Origin of the sequence: Proteus sp. G2673 (assembly GCF_009915125.1) — a bacterium.
Taxonomy (GTDB): domain Bacteria; phylum Pseudomonadota; class Gammaproteobacteria; order Enterobacterales; family Enterobacteriaceae; genus Proteus; species Proteus penneri.
On record NZ_JAABLT010000007.1, the window covers coordinates 229,460 to 255,745 of the forward strand.

The following is a 26,286-nucleotide window of genomic DNA, read 5'->3' on the forward strand; positions in this document are numbered from 1 at the left end:
TATGAAAGGCTTAGACTGTGAGTTACCTATTTTTCTACAGATAAATGGATCAGATAAATGACGAGCAAACATTACGATTACATCGCCATCGGTGGCGGTAGTGGCGGTATCGCGTCAATTAATAGAGCAGCAATGTATGGACAAAAATGTGCATTAATTGAAGCGAAAGCATTAGGTGGCACTTGTGTTAACGTGGGCTGTGTACCTAAAAAAGTGATGTGGCATGCGGCGCAAATTGCTGAAGCTATTCATCAATATGGCCCTGATTATGGTTTTGACACTACGGTGAACCGTTTTGATTGGGATACACTCATCAGTAGCCGTTCTGCTTATATTGACCGAATTCATCAATCTTATGACCGTGTCTTAGGTAATAACAAAGTTGATGTTATCCAAGGTTTTGCTCGTTTTGTTGATGCCAATACTATTGAAGTTAATGGTGAAAAGATCACAGCGGATAATATTCTAATTGCAACAGGTGGTCGTCCTGTTCAGCCTAATATTCCAGGTGCTGAATATGGTATTAATTCTGATGGTTTCTTTGAATTAAAAGCTTTACCAAAACGTGTTGCTGTTGTTGGTGCTGGTTATATCGCTGTTGAACTTGCTGGTGTGTTAAATGCTTTAGGTAGTGAAACTCATTTATTTGTGCGTAAACATGCGCCACTGCGTAATTTTGACCCATTAATTGTTGAAACACTGTTAGAAGTGATGGAAACCGAAGGGCCTAAGTTACACACACATGCCATTCCTAAAGCTGTGATTAAAAATGCCGACGGAAGTTTAACGCTACAACTGGAAAATGGTACAGAACAGATTGTTGATACCTTAATCTGGGCGATTGGTCGTGAACCTGCAACAGATAATTTGAATCTGGCAGTAACGGGTGTTGAGTTAAATGAAAAAGGTTATATCAAAGTCGATAAATTCCAAAACACCAATGTAAAAGGAATTTATGCGGTTGGCGATAATACTGGTGCGGTTGAATTAACGCCAGTTGCTGTTGCCGCAGGGCGTCGGTTATCCGAGCGTTTATTTAACAACAAACCTAACGAACATTTAGACTATTCAAATATTCCAACCGTTGTATTTAGCCATCCTGCTATTGGTACTGTTGGTTTAACAGAGCCTCAAGCGATTGAGCAATATGGTGCAGATCAAGTTAAAGTGTATAAATCGTCTTTCACCGCAATGTATAGTGCCGTGACTCGTCATCGTCAACCATGCCGTATGAAGTTAGTTTGTGTTGGTGCCGATGAAAAAATTGTTGGTATTCATGGTATTGGGTTTGGTATGGATGAAATGCTACAAGGTTTTGCTGTGGCTCTGAAAATGGGAGCAACGAAAAAAGACTTTGATGATACTGTGGCAATCCACCCTACAGCGGCAGAAGAATTTGTTACGATGAGATAAGCACGTAATACGGCTTACTTTGATATTAATATGCAAAAGCTAGAGTTTAACGCTCTGGCTTTTTTATTGAAAATTTTGACTTAACCTAGCTTTATTTCGAACTCAAACCTCCTCTTTCTATGCATTTTCCCAAAAGCATATTCGTCTACTTACTGACCAATAAACCAGTTATTAAGTGAATTTACTTATTTTGTGAAAATAAGGTTATTACAGGATTAGGATCATCTTTTTATTTATGCAATTGTGCTACCGATTTTGCTTGTTTTGTAAATAATTTTTTACAGACCCTCCTTGTTATTTGTATCAAAATGTTAATTATTTAAACAATTACTTTTTCTATTTAAAACTTATTCCATTCTTATTATCTCATTATTTATCAATATGTAATAAAGATAAAGTTCTCATTGTCATTTCATTGAGTGATGAATTTCTATGAAAAAAAACGATTGAAGTAACCATATTGTATCTATGGATATTGTTATTCTAAGAAATGGTTAACAAATAATTATAATTATTAACAATATAATAAACTATGGTATTATTCAATTTTAAGGCAATAAATGAATGACATTATAAATATAAATGGTAAATCCATTACTGAGGTAGAAGATGAAAATTTCAAGGAGAAAGCTGCTTTTAGGTGTTGGTGCTGCGGGGGTTTTGGCCGGTGGTGCTGCATTAGTTCCAATGGTGCGCCGTGATGGCAAATTCGTTGAAGCTAAATCTAGAGCATCATTTGTCGAAGGTACAGAGGGTGCGCTGCCTAAAGAGTCTGATGCAGTGATTATTGGTGGTGGTATTCAAGGTATCATGACTGCTATCAACCTTGCAGAACGTGGCATGAGTGTCACTATTTTAGAAAAGGGCGAGATTGGCGGTGAACAATCTGGCCGTGCATACAGCCAAATTATTAGTTATCAAACATCACCAGAAATTTTCCCATTGCACCATTACGGGAAAATCTTATGGCGCGGAATGAACGAGAAAATTGGTGCTGATACTAGTTATCGTACACAAGGTCGTGTAGAAGCGCTTGCTGATGAAAAAGCATTTGATAAAGCTCAAGCGTGGATCAAAACAGCAAAAGAAACTGCGGGATTTGATACACCATTAAATACTCGCATTATTAAAGGTGAAGAGTTATCAAACCGTCTTGTTGGTGCTCAAACACCATGGACAGTTGCTGCTTTTGAAGAAGACTCAGGTTCTGTTGATCCCGAAACAGGAACACCTGCATTAGCACGCTACGCTAAACAAATTGGCGTAAAAATCTATACTAACTGCGCGGTAAGAGGCATTGAAACTGCCGGTGGTAAAATTTCTGATGTTGTAACAGAAAAAGGCGCAATTAGAACATCTCACGTTGTTCTTGCTGGTGGTATTTGGTCACGTTTATTTATGGGTAACATGGGCATTGATATTCCAACGCTGAATGTTTACTTATCACAACAACGTGTATCAGGTGTTCCTGGCGCACCTCGTGGTAACGTGCATTTACCGAATGGTATTCACTTCCGTGAACAAGCCGACGGTACTTATGCTGTCGCACCGCGTATTTTCACCAGTTCTATTGTGAAAGATAGCTTCTTATTAGGGCCTAAGTTCATGCACCTATTAGGTGGTGGTGAGCTGCCATTAGAATTCTCTATCGGTGAAGACTTGTTTAATTCATTCAAGATGCCAACATCTTGGAAATTAGATGAAAAAACACCGTTTGAACAATATCGTATTGCAACAGCAACACAAAATACTGAGCACTTAGATGCGGTATTCCAAAGAATGAAAGCTGAATTCCCAGTATTTGAAAAATCACAAGTTGTGGAGCGTTGGGGTGCTGTTGTTAGCCCAACATTTGATGAATTACCAATTATCTCTGAGGTTAAAGAATACCCTGGTCTTGTCATTAATACGGCGACAGTATGGGGTATGACCGAAGGCCCAGCAGCAGGTGAAGTTACTGCTGATATCGTAACGGGCAAAAAACCAGTTATTGATCCAACACCATTTAGTATGGATCGCTTTAAGAAGTAAATAACCCCTTGTTTTACTGTAAATTAAACATGTTAAGGAGTTTTCATGCGTTATAAAAGTTTACTTGTTGCCCTGCCTTTTATCTTTGGTGTAGCAAGCGCGAATGCGGAGGGTGTTGTGCACCATAAATTAAACGGTATGCCTATTTCAGAATCTGTTGAAGTGAGTGCAGGTAACAACCTTGTATTCTTAAGCGGTAAAGTACCCGCTAAGAAATCAGCAGATGCACCAGAAGGCGTATTAGCGTCTTATGGTAACACTGAAGAACAAACTATCAGTGTATTAGAACAAATTAAAACTCACTTAAATGAACTTGGCCTAGACATGAAAGACGTTGTTAAAATGCAAGTCTTCCTAGTTGGTGGTGAAGAAACTAAAGGTGAGATGGACTTTAAAGGTTTTATGGATGGTTATTCTAAGTACTTTGATGCTTCGAAAACTGACCAACTGCCAGCACGCTCAACTTTCCAAATCGCTAAACTGGCGAATCCAGCATGGCGTGTAGAAATTGAAGTGATTGCGGTTCGTCCTGCAAAATAAGAACGATAGCTTTTATTCAGTTTCGACGTAAAACACAATCCACTAAAACGCTAGAGAAGGGTAACTTTCTTTGGCGTTTTTTTATTTGATTTATAGCCTTTAAACTATAAGGGGTAAATTAAGTATTTTTTACAGGGGCTCTAACTACTTTCACCTTGAATAAACTTCACTGGAATAACAGAAACGTTATCTGTTATTTCTTTATTCTCAATTAATGTACTAATCACTTCTACGCTTTTTTCAGCTAGTTTTTCAAAGGGTTGTTCAATACAGGTTAACTGGCGCAGTGTTTGATTTAACCAAGGGCTACCATCGTAAGCAACAATTTTTAGTTGCTCTGGAATGGTAATATTTCGCCTTGTAGCTTCATTAAACAATGCCATGGCAGGAATATCAGCAGCAAAAATAGCATCGATATCTGTATGCAAAGAAAGTATTTTTGTTGCGAAAGAGTGAAAATAGTCTTTCTCTTCTTCTTTCCAATTTACTTTGCAAGGAATGGGGTTAATACCTGCCTGAATAAGCGTTTCTTTAAAGGCTAAACAGCTTTGATATGAAGGGGTTGATGATAAATAACTTGAGTTATCTTCAATATAGAGGATTTTCTTGCAACCTTTTTGAATAAGGTGTTCTGCTGCTAATCGACCCCCCGTGTGGTGATCAGAACAAACTAATGGAATATCACGAAGATGGCGATCTAGTGTGACTACAGGTCTTTGAATATGCTGATATTTACTATCATCCAATAACAGATATTCTGCAATAATACCGTCGATCTGACCACGTTTAAGCATATCAAAAAATATACGCTCACGTACTTTGCTATTTTGGGTTGCACATAACATCATGCTATAGCCATTTTCAGCGAGTTTATTTTCAATAAAACGGGTTACTGTCGCAAAATAAGGGTATTCAAGGCTATTAATAATGACACCAACAACTGCACTTTTTTGTTGATATAAATTTCTTAGCCAAGTATCAGGAATATAATCTAATTCCTCTACCGCTTTTTTTATTTTTTCTCGTGCAGCTTGAGACACATAACCACTGTTATTTAATGCTCTGGAAACAGTACTTGCTGCGACATTTGCTTTTTTTGCGACATCACGGATCCCGGCCATTGAATATGCTGTTGCTCCTTTCAATTCGTTGATGTCCTAATATATCTTAATATGATTATTACAAACCCATTTTTATTGAGGTAATTGTGTTTTTTTAGTATGAGCTATTTCACATTTTAGTATGTTAATTACCTTACCCTCCTTTTTAGTGCTTATAGTATCTTATATTAACTATGGAACAGTTCCATATATACTAATTACCTTGGTGAGGTGAATATGTCTAAAACTTGGTGGAAAGAAGCAGTGGTCTATCAAATTTATCCCAAGAGTTATTATGATAGTAATGGGGATGGTGTTGGGGATTTAGCAGGGATCACAGAGAAGTTAGATTATATTCAGTCACTCGGTACAAATGTTATTTGGTTATGCCCCATTTTTAAATCGCCAATGAAAGACAATGGTTATGATATTGCTGATTATTCTGTTGTCGATCCTATCTTTGGCGATAATAACGCGTTAGATAAACTGATTAGTGAAGCTAAAAAACGTGATATTAAAATTTTATTAGATTTAGTATTAAATCACACTTCTGATGAGCACCCATGGTTTAAATCGGCAATTGAAGATCCTAATAGCCCATATAACGATTATTATATTTTTAAACAATGGGATAAGCCGACTCCTCCTAATAATTTACGCACTTATTTTGATTGCTCTGTTTGGAGTCGTGTTGGAAAAACTAATCGTTGGTACTTTAATTCATTTGGTCCGGAACAACCGGACTTAAATTGGGAAAACCCACAATTACGTAAAGATATTATCGACATGATAAATGTCTGGATCAAAAAAGGGGTTGCAGGATTTCGCATTGATGCGATTGGTAATTTAAAAAAATCCCCTGAAGCCTTATCTGAATATCAATTTGAACCTGATAAGGATGATGGTACTGCATCTTTAGTGCCTTGGGTTTTAAATCAACCAGGTATTGATAAATTCTTAACTGAATTAGCCGAGAAAACTTTTAAGCCTGTGAACAGTATGACCGTTGCAGAAATTGATGTGCCAGAAAAAGATTTACGTGCTTATGTCGGCGAAGATGGTTATTTCTCTATGGTATTTGATTTTAGCATTGCCGATTTAGATATCCGCAATGAAAAGCCATTTACAATTAACCCAATTACAGGTGAAAGATTAAAACCTGTATTTATCAAAAGCCAATTAGATACTCAAAGAGTAGGGTGGGGAGCGCCTTATTTAGAAAATCACGATCAACCTCGTTCATTAAATAAATTTCTCCCTAAAGGTGCTATTAATCCCATTAGTGCCAAAATGTTAGCAACATTTTTATTAACGCAACGGGGCACGCCTTTTATTTATCAAGGGCAAGAGATTGGCATGACAAATTGCCTGATGACATTAGAAGAACATGATGATTTACATGTGTTTAAATTACATGAGTGGGGTAAGAAATTAGGTTACAGCGATAAGCAAATCATTGAATACTTTAATGACCGTAGCCGTGATAATTCAAGAACACCTTTCCAATGGAATAGTGAAGTAAATAGTGGTTTTAGTACAGGTAAACCATGGTTAAAAGTTAATCCTAACTATGTCGATATTAATGCACAGAAAGAAACGCAAGATAATCACTCTCTTTTCGCTTATTACCAGCAATTGATTGCATTAAGACGGCATTCAGAGATCAGTGATATTTTGATTTATGGTGAATTTTTGCCATTAGATTCACCAGAAAATGTGATTGCTTTTAAGCGTACTTATGAAGGTAATTCAATCAATATTTATTGTAATTTTAGTGGTGAAGAAAAGGCACTAACCATTAAAGCTAAGGATATCTATTTGCATAACAGCCCAATAGTGAAAAATGCGCACGGCGACCTTATCCTTCAGCCTTATCAAGCGATTATTTTTGCTTAATTTCTTCTATTTGATTGAAAATAAAGCGCCTTTATTGGGCGCTTTATTATTGGCCATTTTTATTTCATTTGTTTCAGCCAATCTGCAATAAATTCTGCAATAGCTTCGGGTGCGTTGATATCTAGTAGTGGAAAGTCCACACTTAAATCACAATCACTGGCGATGGCAATAACATGCTCATCGAGTAATTCATTAAAATCACGCTCGTTGATGTGGCGATAAAGTGCAATTTTAGGAATGGTTTCGCCTTTAAATCCTTCGACTAAGATTAAATCTAGTTTACTTGTATCAAAACGAGATGCGAGGTAATACAAATCTAATTCTGGTAGTTCTGGGGTTTCTGTCATTAATGCCCAACGTTGTTGGCTTGCGACTAATGTCTGATCTGCACCTGCTTTTCTAAGCTCGTAGCTGTCTTTGCCAGGCTTATCCACATCCATATCATGATGAGTGTGTTTGATCATGCCTACGCGAATTTCTCTTTTGCGTAATTGTGGAATAAGTTGTTTTAGTAATGTCGTTTTACCGGTTCCACTCCATGCCGTGATCCCTAAAAGGGGTAGATCAACTTGCGCCATATTTTTCATTCCTATTTTTTAATTTATTGGCTTTTTCAATATCGTCAGGGGTATTTAAATTAATAAAAGCATTTGCTTGATCCGCGAATAAAACAGGATGTGCATTTATTTGCTTCATAAACAACATTAATTTTCGATCGCCTTGTGCTAAATAAGCTTCTAGCATAGGAATAATACGACGATTTAGTAGTGCTAAGGTAGGATGTTCTCTTTCACCATCATCAACATAAACGGCTAATGCTTCGCCTCTTTGTTCATAGAGTTTTTCAACTAAATTAAGAGGGAAATAGGGAACATCGCAAGGCACAAAGGCAACCCAAGGTGTTGGGGCTTGCTTTAATAATGTGAGCATGCCAGCTAAAGGCCCTGAAAATCCTTCTATTTCATCTGTAATAACAGGATATTGGCTTTGGCGATATTGTTCTAAATTGCGGTTAGCACTAATCAGTATATTATCAACTTGAGGTGCTAGTTTTTGGGCTATATGGCGGTATAAAGGCTGTCCATGTAGAATTTGAAGTCCTTTATCAGCGCCACCCATTCGTGTTGCTTGACCACCCGCAAGTATACCACCTGTAATATTCTTCATTTTCATATTCAATATTTGTGAATAAATTGGCTAAAATTTCCGAACGATTTTTATCAAGTAAAGACGATATACTAATAAAAAATATCGACATAATGAGATTTCATGTAAAGCGACAGCAATTTTTATCAAAAAAGCGTAATATTTACGCATATTGACAGAGGTTTCCTTTTTCTATCGGATAATAATTGGTACTTTGTTGTTGTAATTAATAATAAGGATTTTTTGTATGAAATGTCACCGTCTTAATGAAGTTATGGAATTACTGCACCCAGTTTGGGAAGAAAATTCTGATTTAAACTTAGTTCAATTATTGCAGAAACTGGCTGATGAAGCGGGTTTTAAAGGTCAATTATCTGATCTGACTGATGATATTTTGATTTACCATCTGAAAATGCGTGGTTCAGCACCGACAGAAGTGATACCAGGACTAAAAAAAGATTACGAAGAAGATTTTAAAACCGCTATTTTACGTGCTCGTGGTGTGATTAAAGATTAAATTCAGGATAGAAAATGGAAATGTCTGCCTCATTTAATTTTCAGGGCCTGTCACCTGACAACATTTGGGACGCGTTAGTTAAAATTGGTTTTTATCCTGAGTCAGGGTTAACAGAATTAAATAGCTATGAAAATCGTGTTTTTCAATTTATGGATGAGCATCGACAACGTTATGTGGTGAAATTTTATCGTCCTCAACGCTGGTCGTATGAACAAATAAAAGAAGAACATGAGTTTGTTTTAGCATTAAAGGAGGCTGAGATATCTGTTGCTGCTCCTTTAATGATTAATAGTGAGACGGTTCATCTTTCTGATGGTGGCTTTTATTTTGCAATCTTTCCTAGTATAGGGGGAAGAGCCTATGAAACTGATAATTTATTTCAGTTAGAAGAAGTTGGACGCACATTAGGGTGTATTCATCAAATAGGCCGAAAAAAGAGTTATGAATATCGACCGACAGTTTCTATTGCAGAATATCTGATAGCGCCAAAATTAGAATTTGAAAGTAGTGCGTTAATTCCTAATAACCTGAAACCTCAATTTATAGAGGTTATAGATAAACTTATTCATGATGTGCGTCCTAGAATAGAGGACTCTGCATGGCAAATGTTACGGCTACATGGTGATTGCCATCCTGGTAATATATTGTGGCGTGATGAAGTTGTAATGGTTGATTTTGATGATTCCCGAATGGGACCTGCAGTACAAGACTTTTGGATGTTATTAAACGGCTCACGGCAAGAGCAGGTTATACAATTAGATACGATCCTTGAGTCTTATTATGAATATCAAGATTTTGATTTACGTGAATTGTCATTGATTGAACCATTAAGAGCAATGAGAATGGTGCATTATCTCGCGTGGGTATTAAAACGTTGGAATGATCCTGCTTTTCCTCGTGCTTTTGTTTGGTTTCAAGAACAAGATTTTTGGTTTAAACAATTAGCCTTATTCAAGGGACAAGTGGAGCAACTAAATGAGCCTCCTTTACAACTTAGTCCAATGTATTAATTTTTAGGAGACGATGAGAAATGAAAAAAATTTGGCTGGCGTTAGCAAGTATGGTGTTAGCATTCAGTGTTTCTGCTACTGATATATCTGAAGGAAAACAGTACACTAACCTTTCTAAACCTGTTGCGGCTGCGCCGGATGTTGTTGAGTTTTTCTCTTTTTATTGCCCACATTGTTATCAATTTTCTGAAGTGTATAAAGTCAATAGTACTGTTGAAAAGAATGTGCCAGAAAATACCAATGTTGTCCGCTATCACGTTGATTTTTTAGGGCCTTTGGGTAAGGACTTAACACGTTCTTGGGCTGTGGCAATGGCCTTAGGTGTTGAAGATCAAGTTTCTCCTGTTTTATTTAAAGGTATTCAAGAAACTCAATCTATTCGTTCTGTTGATGATATCCGTAATGCTTTTATTAAGGCCGGCGTTAAAGGCGAAGATTATGATGCGGCAATGAATAGCTTTGTGGTGAACTCTTTAGTTAGCCAACAACAAAATGCTGTTGCGGATTTTCAAATCAATGGTGTGCCTGCCATGATAATTGGTGGTAAATATAAAATGAAAAATGATGGTATTAGCGCAAAATCACCAGAAGAGTATGCAAAGACATATTCTGATATTGTGAATCAGTTATTGCTGAAAAAATAATATAGGCTTAATTTTTTCCTATGTAGACTAAGTAAAAGTATATAGGTTCTTATATGAAAAATAGCACTCAAGAAATAGGAGTGCTATTTTTTTACTTTCATAATTTTGTCATAATATAACTATCCACATTAATAAAAAATACAGATATTAATTTATAATATCTTAATGAATTTGCTAAGTGATTGATTTTTTAATTATGTTAATAAATTGAAAAGGAAGCTAACTTATTAATATAGAGAGGGTTACAAAACTACTCACAGAGTTATCCACAGGTTTTTTTGATATTGGTTACAAAATAAATTCTTAATAAAAAAGATGACACTAATATGAACGTTAATATTAATGATGAGTAGATGGCTCTTTCTTAAATACTTTCTAAATTACACAATAAGTTTACTGTTTATTCTTTGTTTTTAATTGAAATTAGATTAATGGATATCTACTCTGACAAAATGACCTTAATGAATATTAACTTATCATTCATACTTATTCTTTTTGTTAAGTCCGGTTAATAATAAATAATTGAGTATTTAAGCCGAATTTCTGCATTTAAGAACAGGTAATATTCGTCTATTGGGCTGTGATGTGGCATTCTAGTCATATCAACGAACCTCAGAACAATGATGAACAGATTATGGTCCAGATAGCAGAAAACCCCTTTATCCTTGTAGATGGCTCCTCATATCTTTACCGCGCCTATCATGCATTTCCACCTCTAACCAATAGCCAAGGTGAGCCAACAGGTGCGATGTATGGCGTGTTGAACATGCTACGTAGCCTGATAATACAGTATAAACCAAGCCATGTTGCGGTTGTGTTTGACGCTAAAGGTAAAACATTCCGTGATGAATTGTATGAGGAATATAAATCTAACCGTCCTCCAATGCCGGATGATTTACGCGAGCAAATAGCACCTTTGCATGAAATGGTACAAGCAATGGGTTTACCCTTGTTATCTATTTCAGGTGTGGAAGCAGACGATGTCATTGGAACACTGGCACTAAAAGCGGCAGCTGATGGCCGTGATGTTTTAATCAGTACTGGCGATAAAGATATGGCGCAATTAGTAACGCCAAAGATCACGCTAATTAACACTATGACCAACGTTATTTTAGGTCCTGATGAAGTTAAAGAAAAATATGGTGTTCCTCCTGAACTGATTATTGATTTTCTCGCATTAATGGGCGATTCATCCGATAACATCCCTGGTGTTCCGGGAGTGGGAGAAAAAACGGCATTAGGTCTTTTACAAGGGCTTGGTAGTTTAGATGATATCTATCAACAGCTTGATAATATCGCAACGTTGAGTTTCCGTGGTGCTAAAACACTTGGCGCTAAAATGGCAGAGCATGAGAAAGTGGCAAAACTTTCTTATAAGTTGGCAACAATTAAAACGGATGTTGAACTCGATAAAACGTTTGATGATTTAGTGGTTAGTGAGCCAAATTTAGAGCAATTACTAGAAATGTTCACGCGTTATGAATTTAAACGCTGGATAAGTGATCTTCAAAATGGTGGGTGGTTAGCACAACGTAGTACACAAAAAGTTGCTGTGCCTTATACCTCTGAAGCTGTTAAATCCAAAGAGGCCTCTGCATCAGCTAATTTCCCTGTTATTACACAAGAGAATTATGAAGCTATCTTGACACATGAAAGCTTAGCACGATGGGTTGAGCTTCTCAAAAAAGCACCCGCATTTGCATTCGATACAGAAACGGACAGCTTAAATAATATTGATGCACGTTTAATTGGCATGTCGTTTGCGATTGAGCCAGGCAAAGCAGCTTATATTCCGTTGCGTCATGAGTATTTAGATGCACCAGAGCAACTTCCTGTTAATGATGTGCTAGCGGCATTAAAACCTATTTTAGAAGATAAGAACATTCTAAAAATTGGACAAAATTTGAAGTTTGACCGTGGCATTATGGAAAATGAAGGCATCGAATTAAACGGTATCCATTTTGATACGATGTTGGAGTCTTACGTATTAAATAGTGTCAGTAATCGACATGATATGGATACGTTGGCTGAAAAGCACTTAAATCATAAAACTACAACATTTGAAGAGATTGCGGGTAAAGGTAAAGGCCAACTGACTTTTAACCAAATTGAGGTTGAGCAAGCAACGTTATATGCTGCTGAAGATGCGGATATCACTTTATTACTCCATCAAGCGCTATATCCTCAAATAGAAGCCATTGAGCCTCTTAAACATGTTTACCGCGATATTGAAATGCCATTAGTCCCAGTGCTTTCTAGAATGGAACGCAAGGGGGTATTAATTGATGCTCAAGTGTTAGCTGTTCAATCTCAAGAAATCACACAGCGTTTAGCTGAAATTGAAAAAGAGACGTTTGCGCTAGCAGGACAAGAATTTAATCTCTCTTCACCTAAACAGTTACAAGAAATTTTATTTGATAAACTGCAATTACCTGTTATTAAGAAAACGCCAAAAGGGGCACCATCTACCAATGAAGAAGTATTGGAAGAGTTAGCGCATAGCCATGAACTGCCCCGTTTGATTTTAGAGCATCGTGGTCTTGCGAAACTAAAATCTACCTATACGGATAAATTGCCATTGATGGTTAATAGTAAAACGAAGCGTGTACATACTTCATATCATCAAGCAGTGACGGCAACAGGTCGTTTATCTTCTCGCGATCCGAATCTTCAAAATATCCCAGTGAGAAACGAAGAAGGACGCCGTATTCGCCAAGCCTTTATCGCACGTGAAGGTTTTAAAATTGTTGCAGCCGACTATTCACAAATTGAATTACGGATCATGGCGCATTTATCGCAAGATAAAGGCTTGTTAGATGCCTTTGCTCAAGGTAAAGATATTCACCGTGCAACGGCATCTGAAGTGTTTGGTATACCTTTAGAAGAAGTCACTTCTGAACAACGTCGTAGTGCGAAAGCCATTAACTTTGGTCTTATTTATGGCATGAGCGCTTTTGGCTTATCGCAGCAGATTGGTGTTGAGAGAAGAGAAGCTCAGCGTTATATGGATCTCTATTTTGAGCGTTATCCTGGCGTATTGGATTATATGGAGCGCACACGTAAACAAGCTTCTGAACAAGGCTATGTTGAAACGTTAGAGGGTCGTCGTCTCTATTTACCAGAAATTAATTCAAAGAATGCAATTCGTCGTAAAGCTTCAGAGCGTGAAGCGATTAATGCTCCAATGCAGGGTACAGCTGCGGATATCATTAAAAAAGCAATGATTGCTGTGGATAATTGGATTTGCAATGAATGTCCTGCTGATGTGCATATGATTATGCAAGTACACGATGAATTGGTGTTTGAAGTGCGGGAGTCTTACCTAGAGAACGCAAATATCATGATCCATAAATTGATGGAAAGTAGTATGGAATTAGCTATCCCATTAAAAGTCGAAGTGGGTGTGGGTAATAACTGGGATGAAGCACATTAATTTTTAAATATTATTCTTGTTTAAAGTAGAAAAAAGAAAAGCTCGGTTAATTACCGAGCTTTTTTATGTCAAAACTTATCAAAATATGAAAAAGAGATAAGTGAATTATTAAGCAACTTGTGAATCGATCAGTTTGCTTAATTTCTTCTGTTTTTTCTCAATACGTTGACGTTTTAACGGAGATAAATGGTCAATAAAGAGTTTACCATCAAGATGGTCTAACTCATGTTGAATACAGCCTGCAAACAAATCAGAGGCTTCAAGTTCAATTTCATCACCATTTCTATCTAATGCTCTCACCTTTAAGAAGCGGTAACGTTCTGTTGGGGCAAAAGAATCTGGAATAGATAGACACCCATCCATCATATCCATCACTTCATCTTCAGTGCTGATAATTTCAGGATTAATAAGTGCAATCGGTTGATCTCGGTTTTCAGAAACATCAATTACAACAATGCGTTTAGATACATTAACCTGAGGTGCTGCTAAGCCAATACCTCGTTCTGCATACATGGTTTCAATCATGTCATCGATTAATGTGCGTATTTCGTCATCTACTTTTTCCACTGGTACTGCGACTCTGCGCAGACGCTCATCGGGAAAACGCAGGAGCGGTAATACAGCCATGGATACCTCATTTTATCGCTAATTACATATTTACTACGGTCTCGCGGTAAGCGTATCACAAAATCATTAAGGAGAAACCGCACCTTTTGTGTGATTTGTTCTATTTTTAATCATATTCATGCGAGTGATTAAAGTCTCATAATTATGTAATTAAACTACATTTATTTATGATTTGAATACATAAATGCATAGCTGAATCGTGTCTGCTTGTGAAAAAAAATTACAAAAGGGCTTTTATTAACCAATAAAATAGAGTACATTATCTCTCGTAGGGTACAGAGGTAAGATGTTCTATCTTTCAGACCTTTTACTTCACGTAATCGGATTTAGCTGAATATTAGCTGCCCCAGTCGACTTTATTTCGGCTGGGGCATTTTTTTGCCTAAAATTTGCTGAAGTGGTTTGTGCTAGAAGTGAAAGGGGAAAGGTGATTTTCCCCTAATCAATAAAAGATCAGTCAGTTTTGGGTGGGAAGAAGAGATTAAACGTTATTGTCGTTTACAGGTGCTTCTTCTTTGTCTGAAAACCATTCATTAAGCGTGTTACGTAGTTTATCAATGCCAATTTTTTTCAATGATGAAAAATATTCTACGCGGATATCACCTACTTTATTTGCTAGCTCTTCACGTACGCTCATGAGCTGCTTTTTACGCGCGCCTGATGCTAGTTTATCTGCTTTAGTCAGTAAAACGAGAGTCGGAAGCTCTGAGCCAACAGCCCAGTCAATCATTTGCATATCGAGATCTTTTAATGGATGACGAATATCCATTAAAATAACTACACCTTTTAAGCACTCTCTTTTTTGTAGGTATTCACCTAAAGAGCGTTGCCATTTACGCTTCATTTCTTCAGGAACTTGGGCGTAACCATAGCCAGGTAAATCAACTAAGCGTAAACCTTCTTCAATTTGAAAAAGGTTGATTAATTGCGTACGGCCTGGCGTTTTACTGGTTCTGGCTAATCCGTTTTGTTGGGTTAACGCATTTAAAGCACTGGATTTACCGGCATTAGAGCGACCCGCAAAGGCAATTTCAATTCCTGAATCTGGTGGTAAATGGCGGATATCAGGTGCACTGATGATGAAATGTGCTTTTTGGTAATTAAATTGGGTCATTATGGTATAAACCTCTCTGAAATAATGCGGCTTTTCATGCATACTCATTTCAATTTTGCATGAAAATGAATATCTAAAATATCTATTTGCTCTATTTTGGCGCAATTTAATGACTTATAACAGCGATTAAAAATTAAAATTTACTCCGCTATAGCGTAATTAGACTTATTGAGCGTAAATAAAGGTAAATGATTGGCACTATTTACCTCAGCGAATTAGAATCGCTGCATATTAAGTAAGTTGTAGACTATTAAAGTAAAGGATCCCTGCATGTTAAAACGTTTTCTTGTCACCTTCGTTACCGCTTGCACTTTAACAACAGCGACTTTTGCAATGGCAACGGGAGAAACCTTCGTTAAATTAGTCACCTCTGAAGGCAATATTGAAATATCACTGGATAATAAAAAAGCCCCAATAACAACGAAAAATTTTATTCAGTATGTCGAAGATGGATACTATAACGGCACCACTTTTCATCGTGTTATTCCTGGTTTTATGGTTCAAGGTGGTGGTTTTACTGCTGATTTACAGCAAAAACAAACCAGAGCACCAATTAAAAATGAAGCCGACAATGGATTACGTAATGTAAAAGGCTCTATTGCCATGGCGCGCACGTCAGATAAAGACAGTGCAACCAGCCAGTTCTTTATTAATGTGGCTGATAATGCATTTTTAGATCATGGCCAACGTGATTTTGGCTATGCTGTCTTTGGTAAAGTTGTGAAAGGAATGGATGTCGTTGATAAAATTTCACAAACGCCTACTCGGAATATTGGACCTTACCAAAATGTGCCAGTAAAAACGGTCACTATTTTATCTGCGGAAGTTGTAAAACAATAAACGCATTATTAGGATAGGATATTTACTTATTCTAATAAGATAGAAAGCATATAAACCGGAATGAATGTTTTCATTCCGGGGTTTTTAGTACGAAAAAAATATTTTTATCCTTCTTTTTTTCGTGTGATCTCCTGCAATAAGTATTCATTACACTATTAATCACTCTATTCATCATCAATTACCGTCATTCTTGTTATTGCGCAATAAACCAGCAGGTTTTCTTGCTTACTATTCATATTTTATACCTGTGCTATGATAATCGGCTTTGTTGTACCCAAGTCGGTTAAACAACGAGCTATTTTGGCAAATCTACACTCGCTTTAAAATAGTAATAAAATAGATAATGATAAGAAAATCAGTCGGATAGGCTAATATGCTGTTACTTATTGATAATTACGACTCGTTTACTTACAACCTCTATCAGTATTTCTGTGAATTGGGTGCTGAGGTTGTTGTTAAGCGTAACGATGAGATCGGACTTAAAGAGATAGAAAAGATGATGCCAGCACATCTAGTGATCTCGCCAGGACCTTGTACTCCTGATGAAGCTGGGATCTCTCTTGAGGCTATACAGCGGTTTGCCGGTGAAATTCCTATTCTTGGCGTTTGTCTTGGACATCAAGCAATAGGGCAAGCTTTTGGTGCGTCGGTTGTCAGAGCGCGAGAAGTGATGCATGGTAAAAATTCATTAATACATCATAATCAACAAGGTGTTTTTAAAGGACTTAATCGACCTTTAAGTGTGACGCGTTACCACTCTTTAGTGATTGATGCGACAACATTGCCTGTACCTTTTGAAGTGACGGCATGGAGCCAGCATGATGGAAATGTTGATGAAATTATGGGAATTCGTCATCGTACTCTGCCAATTGAAGGAGTTCAATTTCACCCTGAAAGTATTTTAAGTGAACAAGGACATGAGCTGTTAAATAATTTCCTTAAATATTAAATGGATAGCATTTAAATAGCGAAATAACGTCTTTTTATACAAAACCACATTTGATTTTTTATTCATATTTAGTGATTATATTTTCATATTGAACATGAATAACGATCAGGTGGGGTAATGACAACGCAAAGCATTAACAGGGCAACTTACGATCAAGTAATGTTGCCAATTTATTCACCCGCAGAATTTATTCCTGTAAAAGGGGTGGGGAGTCGTGTTTGGGATCAGCAAGGAAAATCGTATATTGATTTTGCTGGTGGTATTGCTGTTTTAGCATTGGGGCATGCTCATCCGGCTCTAAACCAAGCCTTGAAAGAACAAAGTGAAAAACTTTGGCATGTTAGTAATATTTTTACTAATGAACCTGCATTATGTTTAGCTCAAAAATTAATAGATAACACATTTGCAGAACGTGTCTTTTTTGCCAATTCAGGCGCAGAAGCGAATGAAGCAGCATTTAAATTGGCTCGCCATTATGCCATCACTCGCCATAGTCCTTATAAAACTAAAATTATTGCTTTTCACCATGCATTTCATGGTAGAACGTTGTTTACAGTATCTGTTGGTGGACAACCTAAATATGCCGATGGATTTGGCCCAAAACCTGCCGATATCGTACATGTTCCTTTTAATGATTTAGATGCTGTTAAAGCAGTAATAGATGATCACACTTGCGCCATTGTTTTAGAGCCAGTTCAAGGTGAAGGTGGCGTAACAGCTGCAACATCTGAGTTTATGAGAGGGCTACGTGCATTGTGTGATAAGCACCAAGCTCTGCTTGTTCTTGATGAAGTACAGACAGGTATGGGCCGTACAGGTAAGCTCTTCGCCTATATGAACTATGATGTGACACCTGATATTATTACCACTGCAAAAGCGCTAGGAAGTGGTTTTCCACTCAGTGCGATGTTAACAACAGATGAAATAGCTTCTGTAATGGGCGTAGGGACTCATGGCACAACTTATGGTGGTAATCCATTAGCTTGTGCAGTGGGCAATGTCGCATTTGATTTGATTAATACACCTGAAGTACTTGAGGGGGTTGAAAAGCGCTATCAATCGATTGTAGATGAGCTGGCGGTAATCAATCAAACGTACAATGTCTTTTCGCAAATCCGTGGGCAAGGTTTACTGATTGGTGCGCAATTGGCACCACAATATGAAGGTAAAGCCAAAGAGTTACTCGGCCTTGCTGCCAAACATGGTTTAATGATGTTAAACGCAGGAGCCAATGTGATGCGTTTTACACCATCATTAATTATTACTCAAGAAGAGCTACAAGAAGGAATGGCGGCATTAAAAGCGGCTATTGCGGAGTTTGTAAAAGGGTAGGCATTATTATAAACCCCATCGCAAGAATGGGGTTTATACAGATTTTTTATCAATAGCCCTTTGTATCGGGCTATTGTTTGTTCGGGCTGGGAAACTTAGCGAGTCCCGTAAACGACGATAGTTTTACCGTGTGCAGAGATCAGATTTTGATCTTCTAACATTTTCAGAATACGGCCTACAGTTTCGCGTGAACAACCAACGATTTGACCGATTTCCTGACGTGTAATTTTAATTTGCATGCCATCAGGATGCGTCATTGCATCGGGTTGTTTTGCTAAGTTTAATAAGGTTTGTGCAATACGACCTGTTACATCTAAGAAAGCAAGGTTGCCTACTTTTTCTGATGTCGTTTGTAATCTGTTCGCCATTTGAGCAGAAAGGCGCATCAGAATATCAGGGTTAACCTGAATTAATTGGCGGAATTTTTTATAGGAAATTTCTGCTACTTCACAGGCTGTTTTTGCTCTAACCCATGCACTACGTTCTTGATCTTCTTCAAATAATCCAAGTTCACCGATGAAATCCCCCTGATTTAGGTAGGAGAGGATCATTTCTTTTCCTTCTTCATCTTTAATAAGAACAGCCACGGAACCTTTAACAATATAATAAAGTGTTTCCGCTTTCTCACCTTGGTGGATCAGCGTGCTCTTGGATGGATATTTGTGAATATGGCAGTGTGACAAAAACCATTCAAGAGTCGGGTCTGTTTGCGGCTTGCCGAGAACCATTCGCGTTATCCTCTGTACGTTAAATGCAGCCTTTCAAAACGGATAGGCTCCCTTTTGAGACAGCGTGCTTAAAAATCCTATCTTGACCTATTAACTTCCTGAGAACACGGTAAGTTAATATGGAGTAGATTATAATAAATGAGAAAATAATGCATTGATCTTAACCACTATCATCAAGCAGATATTGTTTTTAACACAATTAGTGCATTAAGTCTCGTTTTACGCAGTCAGCATAATAAACCTATTTGCTAATTGCTAGTTGAATTATGAGAATGTACTCTTTTAGTTTCTGTCATCTTTAGGGGGAAAATAAATGGAAGCGAGAGTTAAGTGGGTTGAAGATTTATCTTTTGTCGGCGAATCTTCATCTGGCCATCAAATTATGATGGATGGGAATTCAGGAGATAAAGCCCCAAGCCCAATGGAAATGGTATTAATTGCTGCGGGTGGATGTAGCGCTATTGATGTTGTAAGCATTTTACGAAAAGGTCGTCACCAAGTGACTGATTGTGAAGTAAAATTAACATCAGAACGACGCGAAGAAGCTCCTCGTTTATTTACTGATATCAATTTACATTTTATTGTTTCAGGTAAGGAATTAACGGATAAAATCGTAGAACGAGCTGTTCAATTATCTGCAGAAAAATATTGTTCTGTTTCTTTAATGTTAGGAAAAGCAGCCAATATTACGCATTCATTTGAAATAAAAAACGCTGACTAAATTTGATATTTTAAAATAAAGTTTAATTTGAAAAATAATATCCCTTAATTAATGGGATATTATTTTTATAGAGATAATTTTTATTTTGGTTAACTTATCTTTTCGCCATTTAATAATTTTTTGACTAATGGCGCCATAATTAATTCCATCGCTAATCCTAATTTCCCTCCCGGTACAACAATTGTGTTTATTGTCGACATAAATGAGCCATGCAGCATCGCAAGTAAATAGGGAAAATCAATATCGGTTAAGCCTCGAAAACGAATAACAATAAAGCTTTCATCAAGAGTGGGAATTGCTTTGGCAGAAAAAGGGTTTGAAGTATCAACAGTTGGGACTCGTTGGAAATTAATGTGAGTGCGCGAGAATTGAGGAATAATATAGCTAATATAATCATCCATTGAGCGTACAACCGAATCTCTTACCGCTTCTTGCGAGTGTCCCCTTTCCGTGGTGTCTCTAATAAGCTTTTGTATCCACTCTAGGTTTACGATAGGAACAACTCCGACTAATAAATCAACATGTTGAGCTACATTATGTTCGTTAGTAACAACGCCACCATGTAATCCTTCATAAAAGAGAACATCAGTATTATTGGCTAAGGGTTCCCAAGGGGTAAATGTTCCTGGTAATTGATTGTAAGGTGTTGCTTCATCATAAGAGTGTAGATATTTGCGGGATTGACCTTGTCCTGTATCACTATATTGACTTAATGTCTTGCTCAGTAGGCTAAAATCATTTGCTTCAGGGCCAAAATAACTGATATGTCTACCTTGTTCTCTCGCTTTCCTTATCGCCATATCCATTTCGGGACGGGTGTAGCGATGGAAACTATCTCCATCAATTAATGCGGCATTTGCATTGAGTTGTTGGAATATTTTACGAAAAGCTTGGCTTGTTGTGGTAGTTCCTGCACCACTTGAGCCAGTCACTGCGATGATAGGGTGCTTGATTGACATAGGTTATCCTTTTGCTAAATAAGGTTGGCTCTTATTGATGGCGATGCATTGTTTGCTTTGAATAACTAACCAGAGCGAAACTGCGATGCTGGCATAATATTAACGCTCTCATGAAGTTCAGACCAAACCAACACGGCCTCACCCGATTTAAGTTGTTTTTTTACGTCGGCGACTTTTTGTTCAAGCGTTTTCTCTTGGATACCATAATCAGTGCCTTCTCGTAAAACAAAACTTTCAATAAGATTATCAAGTGTCTCTGCGGAAAGCTCATTCCAAGGAATTATCATTGGGTTTTCTCCAAATAAGCGGATAACCAGTCAGGTATTCGGCTTTCAAGCCACATCACAGGTTTTGATAGTTTTCCACCAACAAATCCCACATGCCCACCAAATTCTGTAAGTTGATATTCAATGTTGTTGGGGAGTGTTCTGACATCAGGAATAACATCCGCAGACATAAATGGATCATCTTTAGCATGAATGATAAGTGTAGTTTTCTTTATTTTATTTAATAAAGGTAATGCACTGCATTGGCGATAATAATCTAACGCATCTTTAAATCCGTGAATTTTAGATGTAATAAGATCGTCAAACTGGCGTAGTTTTTTGATGGATTTTATCGTTAATAAGCTGATTGGTAAGGATTCTGGATAACGAATAAGTTTTCGTGTTGCGTTATTTTTGAGTTCTTTTAACAGATACCATTGATAAAAACGAGAAAAGCCATGTTCAATTTTTGTTGAGCAAGGTTCTAGCATTAATGGTGCAGAGACAATAACGGCTGCATCTACAACGGCATTTTCGCCACTTTCTGCAAGATAATAGGCAAGCATATTTCCACCAAGAGAATAGCCAACCGCGGCTGTTGGTTGTTCACCAAATTCCTTTTTCAACCAATTTAAGAAGTAGCGAGCATCTTCCGTTTCACCTGAGTGATAAATATGGTTTTGTCTATTGGGTTCACCACTACATCCTCTAAAGTGCATCACAACGCCTAGCCAGCCTCTCTCTTTTGCTGCAGTTAACATGCCGTGAGCATAAGGACTATTAAATCCACCTTCTAAGCCATGAAAGATGACTAAGCGCGGTTTATTGAGTGCTGTTGTCGGATCTTCACTCCACGCTAAATCAACAAAATCGTTATCTGGAAGATTGAGTCGTTGCCAATGTGGCGTCAGTTGTGGCGTCCTACGTATAATTCTTGGTAAGAGTGTCTGTAAATGTGGATTTTTAGCCCAACGCATTGGATTAAAGTATTGAGACATATTTTCCGTCTATCAAAATGAATTAACACTTGTTTGCTAAATAACATACTGCTATTTTCGGTGAAAATAAAACGCCTGTCACATTTTTGAGTCTTTATCATGACAATTAGCCTTATTTCTTCCTTAACTATTTTCCTGTTTATTGCCGCGATAACACCTGGACCAAACAACTTACTGCTTACCTCATCAGGGGCAAATGTAGGCTTCAAAGGCTCGTTAAAACTAATGGCCGGCATTATGCTAGGTATGCAATGCGTTTTATTGAGCTCTGCATTTGGTGTTGCCACTTTATTGATAATTTATCCTGCTCTGCATGTCGGATTGAAGATAGTTGGGAGTGCGTATTTGCTTTGGCTTGCTTGGAAAACCGCAGCATCATCTTATCAGCGTTTAGATATTCCAGCAAAAACCTTGCAGGCAGTAAGTTGGTTTCAGGGTGGATTATTGCAATTTCTAAATCCAAAAGCGTGGATGATGGGATTAGGTGCAGTAGGAAGCTTCAGTTTATCGGGCGATGCTTATTTTAGCTCGGTTATTACTATTAGTATTGTTATGGTCATTGTTAATTTCGTTGCGGGTATTGTTTGGATATTAGGCGGAACATTAATTAGCCTATTTTTACAAAGCCGACGCGCTTGGTTTATTTTCAATATCTCAATGGGATTATTAACGGCGCTCTGTGTACCGTTGATCTGGATAGAATAAGTTAATAAAATAATTTAAAATCAATAACTAATAAACCTTTTTTGATGTAAATGATGTTTTTTTAAGATTGGTTGAAATGATATCTTTTGATATGTGTTAAAAAAAGAGTATTTCTCTATAAAAAGAGCGATCTACGATCGCCCACTGACACAATTATTCATGTTAAAATACTACTTTATATAAACAGATGACTCATTTTTAGTCGCTATACAGATCGTTATTATTTAACGACTTGATTTTTTATTTTTCATTCTTTACATCATTAAAATGAAAAAATAACTATTTTATAGAGAATTATTTATTCTTTTTTGGTGGTTTTCTTTTAAAATATTTTATATTACGTTTACGTTTTTGAATTGTTGTTAACTTAATGAAATTATTTGAAAATAATAAATAATTAAATGTAAATAGAATAAGCCTATATCGTCCTATTGACCTAAAAGAATAAATTATTATTTAAAACAAAGAGGAAAGTAAATTAAGTATTATAAAAGCTGGGTTCGATAAACATAGATTGGATTGAAAAGATAATTATAAAACTATTATAAAAATAAGTATTCTAATAATAAGGTAATTTCCCCTATACTTTATGATTGTTTATTTTCTATTTTTAATTGATTTTATTCTAAAAATTTCATTTTTTAGGTAGTAAACGCTGTACTAAGAACTATTCCAGATATAATTATATAGAACTCGAAGTGGATATTGTCATTATGCCAACATTAACAAAAATTGCCTGGATAAAGCCAGGTATGGCTACAAATCAGCGCAAAATAGCGGACTATATTTTAGACAATCCGGAAAAAACAGTGACTCTTTCATCACAACAACTTGCTCAAATTATGGGAGTGAGTCAATCGGCAATTGTTAAATTTAGCCAAAAAATAGGATTTAAAGGTTTTCCTTCTTTGAAACTTGCAATCAGTGAAGATCTTGGCAGGAAAAATGCGAACTCAGGAACCAACCCTAATATATTACATAACCAAATAGACGCTGATGATAGCTTAGTTGTTATTGCACAGAAACTCGCTCAAGAGAAAAGTAATTCAATTTGTGATACGACTCGCCAAATTAATTACCTTCATTTTGAAAAAGTCGTTCAGCTTATTGATGAAGCACAACGTGTTCAAATTATCGGTATTGGTGGCTCAGGGTTAGTTGCGAGAGATCTAAGTTATAAATTGCAAAAAATAGGAATAACAACGCTGATTGAAACAGATCATCATGTACAAATATCTGTTGCTCAAATGTTAAGTCCAAAGGATTTACAGATTGTAATTTCTTATAGTGGTAAAAGGAAAGACATGTTAGTTGCAGCCTCTGTGGCTAAAAAACAGGGGGCCAAAATCATTGCTATTACAGGAGAAAAACATTCACCATTGGGCCAAATTTCTGACTATATATTAGAAACAATTGCGGATGAGGGAGAGTGGCGAAGCGCTTCAATCTCTTCACGTACAGCACAAAACACGATCACTGACCTTATTTTTATGGCATTATTAAAGAAACGTGATGAATGTGCGAAGACATTAGTACTAAGTTCACAGGCATTAATTAATAGTCTGGATAATTAAAAAATTTGAACTGATTCAAAAAATTAATATTTAAAGATAAGTATTTACACTTATTACTAAAGTTATTCTCTTAACGGCCGAAACGATAGTTATTTAGGCAGTCTTTTTTTGTTGAGATGTTTTAATTTCAATATCGAGGAGAGTAACTAATGCGTAACAATCAACCGGTGACACAGCGAGAATACCCGGTATCTGAAAACGCAACACTGATGTCGACGACAGATCTTGATGGCAATATTATTTATGCCAATGAGGACTTTATTGAAGTCAGTGGATTTTCAATGGAAGAGCTTGTGGGGCAACCCCATAATATTGTCCGACATCCAGATATACCTTCAGCAGTCTTTAAGGATATGTGGCAAACGTTAAAGCAAGGAGAAGTTTGGACAGGGATCGTGAAAAATCGACGTAAAAATGGGGATTATTATTGGGTAAGAGCGAATATCACCCCAATTATACGTCAGGGTAAAATTCAAAGTTTTATGTCGGTAAGGACTTCAGTAAAAAAAGAGGAAATCGCACAGGCTTCAGCACTTTACGCTGCATTTAATCAAGGTAAGTATCCTTCACATATGTTTTTAAAAGGCGCTTTTGTGTATAAAGGATGGCAACGTTGGCGCTCATGGAATCAAACCATTTCATTAAAAAAACGACTCCGTCTTTTTATCCTATTACCTCTACCTTTCATGTTGTTAAGTGCATGGTTTGCTGGTTTATCGGGTTATGCTCTTTTTATGCATATTATGATTTTGCTGGTATTACTGATGGCAAATGAGCGTATTCTCTATTTTCAGCTTGTTAAGCCAATTAGACTACTTAATGAACAAGCAAATCGTGTTGCAACTGGCGATGAACATAACGTGACATATATAAACCGCATTGATGAAGTGGGTATGACACAGCGTTCAGTTAATCAATTAGGGCGTATGTTCCGTTGGTTAGTCAGTGATGTGAGTCATCAAATTCATCAAGTCGATATCTCTTGTGATCAATTAGCCGCAGGTAATCGCGATCTGTATGTGAGAACGGAGCAAACCGCTAGTAATGTTGAAGCAACTGCCTCAACAATGAATGAGTTAACAACAGCGGTAAGTAGTAATAGTGAAACGGCAGGGCAGGCAAACAGTCTTTCTAATATCACTTGTGAAGCTGCGATAAAAGGAGGTAGTGCAATGGATAGTATCGTTAATACAATGAATGATATTGCGAAAAGCTCTGATCGCATTAGTAATATCATTGGTGTTATTGATAGTATCGCCTTCCAAACTAATATCCTTGCACTTAATGCATCCGTAGAAGCGGCCAGAGCCGGCGAACAAGGTCGAGGTTTCTCCGTCGTTGCGACCGAAGTCAGGGAGCTGGCTCAGCGTAGTGCAGAAGCGGCTAAAGAGATCAAAGCCTTGATCAGTGCCTCAAGTAGCAATATCAAAGTCGGTTCAAAGCAAGTTAATGAAACTGTCGGAACTATGGAAGATATTGTGGTGCATGTTAAAAATGTGACTGATTTAATTGGTGAAATTAGCCTAGCCTCATCAGAGCAGAGTGCGGGGTTAAAAGAGCTTGGTCGTGCGGTTGAAAAATTAGAATCGATTACGCATGAAAATGCGAATTATGTTTCCAAAGCCTCAATGATTTCAGGTGAAATGAAAGTACAAACTAACTACTTAGTTAGTGCAATCAATGTATTTCATTAATTTGTCATGAGTTAAAAAATAAAAGACACCCACTAAAATAGGTGTCTTT

At 37.0% G+C, this 26,286-nt stretch carries 25 protein-coding genes; 16 read left to right on the plus strand and 9 right to left on the minus strand.

The annotated features are described in order from the left end of the window. Positions 1–57: 57 nt before the first annotated feature. From gorA to GWI59_RS03875, 3 genes are all read left to right on the plus strand, one after another. Entirely contained in the window at positions 58–1,413 is a 1,356-nt protein-coding gene (gene gorA, locus GWI59_RS03865; protein WP_072064809.1) for a glutathione-disulfide reductase, read from the plus strand. A 609-nt stretch (positions 1,414–2,022) separates the two neighbouring features. After that, entirely contained in the window at positions 2,023–3,444 is a 1,422-nt protein-coding gene (locus tag GWI59_RS03870; RefSeq protein ID WP_006534641.1) for an NAD(P)/FAD-dependent oxidoreductase, read from the plus strand. A 45-nt stretch (positions 3,445–3,489) separates the two neighbouring features. Beyond that, entirely contained in the window at positions 3,490–3,984 is a 495-nt protein-coding gene (locus GWI59_RS03875) for a RidA family protein (RefSeq protein WP_006534642.1), read from the plus strand. Positions 3,985–4,124: 140 nt separating this feature from the next. On the opposite strand, the gene GWI59_RS03880 is transcribed toward GWI59_RS03875, so the two are convergent. Continuing rightward, positions 4,125–5,105, minus strand: coding sequence for a LacI family DNA-binding transcriptional regulator (locus GWI59_RS03880; RefSeq protein ID WP_161724013.1), 981 nt, complete (start codon positions 5,103–5,105; stop codon positions 4,125–4,127). Positions 5,106–5,321: 216 nt separating this feature from the next. On the opposite strand from GWI59_RS03880, the gene GWI59_RS03885 reads away from it, so the two are divergent. After that, a complete protein-coding gene (locus GWI59_RS03885; RefSeq protein WP_161724015.1) occupies positions 5,322–6,980 on the plus strand; it encodes an alpha-glucosidase in 1,659 nt (552 codons plus the stop codon). Between the two features lie 59 nt (positions 6,981–7,039). On the opposite strand, the gene mobB is transcribed toward GWI59_RS03885, so the two are convergent. Further along, positions 7,040–7,558: a molybdopterin-guanine dinucleotide biosynthesis protein MobB gene (gene mobB / locus GWI59_RS03890; RefSeq protein WP_072064803.1), complete on the minus strand. Its 519-nt coding sequence runs from the start codon at positions 7,556–7,558 to the stop codon at positions 7,040–7,042. After that, a complete protein-coding gene (gene mobA / locus GWI59_RS03895; RefSeq protein ID WP_109847992.1) occupies positions 7,545–8,153 on the minus strand; it encodes a molybdenum cofactor guanylyltransferase MobA in 609 nt (202 codons plus the stop codon). The genes mobB and mobA overlap by 14 nt, the downstream gene beginning before the upstream one ends. 220 nt (positions 8,154–8,373) lie before the next feature. Between mobA and GWI59_RS03900 the strand changes: the two genes are divergently transcribed. The 4 genes from GWI59_RS03900 to polA all read left to right on the plus strand — a co-directional run bounded on the left by GWI59_RS03900 (position 8,374) and on the right by polA (position 13,730). Next, positions 8,374–8,643: a YihD family protein gene (locus tag GWI59_RS03900; RefSeq protein WP_072064800.1), complete on the plus strand. Its 270-nt coding sequence runs from the start codon at positions 8,374–8,376 to the stop codon at positions 8,641–8,643. A 14-nt stretch (positions 8,644–8,657) separates the two neighbouring features. Continuing rightward, positions 8,658–9,653 (plus strand): serine/threonine protein kinase, encoded by a 996-nt coding sequence (locus GWI59_RS03905; RefSeq protein ID WP_006534652.1) that lies wholly within the window; start codon positions 8,658–8,660, stop codon positions 9,651–9,653. A 20-nt stretch (positions 9,654–9,673) separates the two neighbouring features. After that, on the plus strand, positions 9,674–10,297 hold the full coding sequence (gene dsbA / locus GWI59_RS03910; protein WP_161724017.1) for a thiol:disulfide interchange protein DsbA: 624 nt from the start codon (positions 9,674–9,676) through the stop codon (positions 10,295–10,297). Positions 10,298–10,931: 634 nt separating this feature from the next. Next, the gene (polA, locus tag GWI59_RS03915; protein WP_072065052.1) at positions 10,932–13,730 is read left to right on the plus strand and encodes a DNA polymerase I; all 2,799 of its coding nucleotides are present in this window, start codon (positions 10,932–10,934) and stop codon (positions 13,728–13,730) included. Between the two features lie 108 nt (positions 13,731–13,838). Here the strand turns inward: polA and def are convergent, their stop codons facing one another. Next, positions 13,839–14,357 carry a peptide deformylase gene (gene def, locus GWI59_RS03920; RefSeq protein WP_006534655.1) on the minus strand — a complete coding sequence of 173 codons (519 nt, stop codon included), beginning with the start codon at positions 14,355–14,357 and terminating at the stop codon, positions 13,839–13,841. A 286-nt stretch (positions 14,358–14,643) separates the two neighbouring features. Here def and GWI59_RS17655 point away from each other — a divergent pair, with 286 nt between their 5' ends. Beyond that, positions 14,644–14,691 (plus strand): hypothetical protein, encoded by a 48-nt coding sequence (locus tag GWI59_RS17655; RefSeq protein ID WP_438361642.1) that lies wholly within the window; start codon positions 14,644–14,646, stop codon positions 14,689–14,691. A 147-nt stretch (positions 14,692–14,838) separates the two neighbouring features. Here the strand turns inward: GWI59_RS17655 and yihA are convergent, their stop codons facing one another. Next, positions 14,839–15,471: a ribosome biogenesis GTP-binding protein YihA/YsxC gene (yihA, locus tag GWI59_RS03925; RefSeq protein ID WP_072064795.1), complete on the minus strand. Its 633-nt coding sequence runs from the start codon at positions 15,469–15,471 to the stop codon at positions 14,839–14,841. 270 nt (positions 15,472–15,741) lie between these two features. Between yihA and ppiA the strand changes: the two genes are divergently transcribed. The 3 genes from ppiA to argD all read left to right on the plus strand — a co-directional run bounded on the left by ppiA (position 15,742) and on the right by argD (position 18,592). After that, complete coding sequence (ppiA, locus tag GWI59_RS03930) at positions 15,742–16,311, plus strand: peptidylprolyl isomerase A (RefSeq protein WP_072064793.1); 570 nt, start codon at positions 15,742–15,744, stop codon at positions 16,309–16,311. A 373-nt stretch (positions 16,312–16,684) separates the two neighbouring features. Then, positions 16,685–17,260: an aminodeoxychorismate synthase component II gene (locus GWI59_RS03935; protein WP_006534660.1), complete on the plus strand. Its 576-nt coding sequence runs from the start codon at positions 16,685–16,687 to the stop codon at positions 17,258–17,260. A 117-nt stretch (positions 17,261–17,377) separates the two neighbouring features. Next, positions 17,378–18,592, plus strand: coding sequence for a bifunctional acetylornithine/succinyldiaminopimelate transaminase (gene argD, locus GWI59_RS03940; protein WP_161724019.1), 1,215 nt, complete (start codon positions 17,378–17,380; stop codon positions 18,590–18,592). A 95-nt stretch (positions 18,593–18,687) separates the two neighbouring features. On the opposite strand, the gene crp is transcribed toward argD, so the two are convergent. Then, positions 18,688–19,320 carry a cAMP-activated global transcriptional regulator CRP gene (gene crp, locus GWI59_RS03945; RefSeq protein ID WP_004246872.1) on the minus strand — a complete coding sequence of 211 codons (633 nt, stop codon included), beginning with the start codon at positions 19,318–19,320 and terminating at the stop codon, positions 18,688–18,690. Between the two features lie 313 nt (positions 19,321–19,633). Here crp and GWI59_RS03950 point away from each other — a divergent pair, with 313 nt between their 5' ends. Continuing rightward, positions 19,634–20,041, plus strand: a complete 408-nt coding sequence (locus GWI59_RS03950) for an OsmC family protein (protein ID WP_072064790.1) — start codon at positions 19,634–19,636, stop codon at positions 20,039–20,041. Positions 20,042–20,130: 89 nt separating this feature from the next. Here the strand turns inward: GWI59_RS03950 and GWI59_RS03955 are convergent, their stop codons facing one another. From GWI59_RS03955 to GWI59_RS03965, 3 genes are all read right to left on the minus strand, one after another. Continuing rightward, a complete protein-coding gene (locus GWI59_RS03955; protein ID WP_006534664.1) occupies positions 20,131–21,000 on the minus strand; it encodes a phosphoribulokinase in 870 nt (289 codons plus the stop codon). Between the two features lie 65 nt (positions 21,001–21,065). Next, positions 21,066–21,287: a YheU family protein gene (locus GWI59_RS03960; protein ID WP_006534665.1), complete on the minus strand. Its 222-nt coding sequence runs from the start codon at positions 21,285–21,287 to the stop codon at positions 21,066–21,068. Continuing rightward, positions 21,284–22,264 (minus strand): hydrolase, encoded by a 981-nt coding sequence (locus GWI59_RS03965; protein ID WP_161724021.1) that lies wholly within the window; start codon positions 22,262–22,264, stop codon positions 21,284–21,286. Before GWI59_RS03965 ends, GWI59_RS03960 begins: the two co-directional genes overlap by 4 nt. 99 nt (positions 22,265–22,363) lie before the next feature. Here GWI59_RS03965 and GWI59_RS03970 point away from each other — a divergent pair, with 99 nt between their 5' ends. The 3 genes from GWI59_RS03970 (at position 22,364) to GWI59_RS03980 (ending at position 26,237) form a co-directional block, all read left to right on the plus strand. Continuing rightward, complete coding sequence (locus tag GWI59_RS03970; protein WP_161724024.1) at positions 22,364–22,969, plus strand: LysE family translocator; 606 nt, start codon at positions 22,364–22,366, stop codon at positions 22,967–22,969. A 713-nt stretch (positions 22,970–23,682) separates the two neighbouring features. After that, on the plus strand, positions 23,683–24,543 hold the full coding sequence (locus tag GWI59_RS03975; RefSeq protein WP_109848043.1) for an SIS domain-containing protein: 861 nt from the start codon (positions 23,683–23,685) through the stop codon (positions 24,541–24,543). A 149-nt stretch (positions 24,544–24,692) separates the two neighbouring features. Continuing rightward, a complete protein-coding gene (locus tag GWI59_RS03980) occupies positions 24,693–26,237 on the plus strand; it encodes a methyl-accepting chemotaxis protein (protein ID WP_072064785.1) in 1,545 nt (514 codons plus the stop codon). Positions 26,238–26,286 lie beyond the last annotated feature (49 nt).

Coding starts and splice junctions, on each gene's coding strand:
- gorA (WP_072064809.1), top strand. CDS start 58: ATGACGAGCAAACATTACGATTACATCGCCATCGGTGGCGGTAGTGGC.
- GWI59_RS03870 (WP_006534641.1), top strand. CDS start 2,023: ATGAAAATTTCAAGGAGAAAGCTGCTTTTAGGTGTTGGTGCTGCGGGG.
- GWI59_RS03875 (WP_006534642.1), top strand. CDS start 3,490: ATGCGTTATAAAAGTTTACTTGTTGCCCTGCCTTTTATCTTTGGTGTA.
- GWI59_RS03880 (WP_161724013.1), bottom strand. CDS start 5,105: ATGGCCGGGATCCGTGATGTCGCAAAAAAAGCAAATGTCGCAGCAAGT.
- GWI59_RS03885 (WP_161724015.1), top strand. CDS start 5,322: ATGTCTAAAACTTGGTGGAAAGAAGCAGTGGTCTATCAAATTTATCCC.
- mobB (WP_072064803.1), bottom strand. CDS start 7,558: ATGGCGCAAGTTGATCTACCCCTTTTAGGGATCACGGCATGGAGTGGA.
- mobA (WP_109847992.1), bottom strand. CDS start 8,153: ATGAAAATGAAGAATATTACAGGTGGTATACTTGCGGGTGGTCAAGCA.
- GWI59_RS03900 (WP_072064800.1), top strand. CDS start 8,374: ATGAAATGTCACCGTCTTAATGAAGTTATGGAATTACTGCACCCAGTT.
- GWI59_RS03905 (WP_006534652.1), top strand. CDS start 8,658: ATGGAAATGTCTGCCTCATTTAATTTTCAGGGCCTGTCACCTGACAAC.
- dsbA (WP_161724017.1), top strand. CDS start 9,674: ATGAAAAAAATTTGGCTGGCGTTAGCAAGTATGGTGTTAGCATTCAGT.
- polA (WP_072065052.1), top strand. CDS start 10,932: ATGGTCCAGATAGCAGAAAACCCCTTTATCCTTGTAGATGGCTCCTCA.
- def (WP_006534655.1), bottom strand. CDS start 14,357: ATGGCTGTATTACCGCTCCTGCGTTTTCCCGATGAGCGTCTGCGCAGA.
- yihA (WP_072064795.1), bottom strand. CDS start 15,471: ATGACCCAATTTAATTACCAAAAAGCACATTTCATCATCAGTGCACCT.
- ppiA (WP_072064793.1), top strand. CDS start 15,742: ATGTTAAAACGTTTTCTTGTCACCTTCGTTACCGCTTGCACTTTAACA.
- GWI59_RS03935 (WP_006534660.1), top strand. CDS start 16,685: ATGCTGTTACTTATTGATAATTACGACTCGTTTACTTACAACCTCTAT.
- argD (WP_161724019.1), top strand. CDS start 17,378: ATGACAACGCAAAGCATTAACAGGGCAACTTACGATCAAGTAATGTTG.
- crp (WP_004246872.1), bottom strand. CDS start 19,320: ATGGTTCTCGGCAAGCCGCAAACAGACCCGACTCTTGAATGGTTTTTG.
- GWI59_RS03950 (WP_072064790.1), top strand. CDS start 19,634: ATGGAAGCGAGAGTTAAGTGGGTTGAAGATTTATCTTTTGTCGGCGAA.
- GWI59_RS03955 (WP_006534664.1), bottom strand. CDS start 21,000: ATGTCAATCAAGCACCCTATCATCGCAGTGACTGGCTCAAGTGGTGCA.
- GWI59_RS03960 (WP_006534665.1), bottom strand. CDS start 21,287: ATGATAATTCCTTGGAATGAGCTTTCCGCAGAGACACTTGATAATCTT.
- GWI59_RS03965 (WP_161724021.1), bottom strand. CDS start 22,264: ATGTCTCAATACTTTAATCCAATGCGTTGGGCTAAAAATCCACATTTA.
- GWI59_RS03970 (WP_161724024.1), top strand. CDS start 22,364: ATGACAATTAGCCTTATTTCTTCCTTAACTATTTTCCTGTTTATTGCC.
- GWI59_RS03975 (WP_109848043.1), top strand. CDS start 23,683: ATGCCAACATTAACAAAAATTGCCTGGATAAAGCCAGGTATGGCTACA.
- GWI59_RS03980 (WP_072064785.1), top strand. CDS start 24,693: ATGCGTAACAATCAACCGGTGACACAGCGAGAATACCCGGTATCTGAA.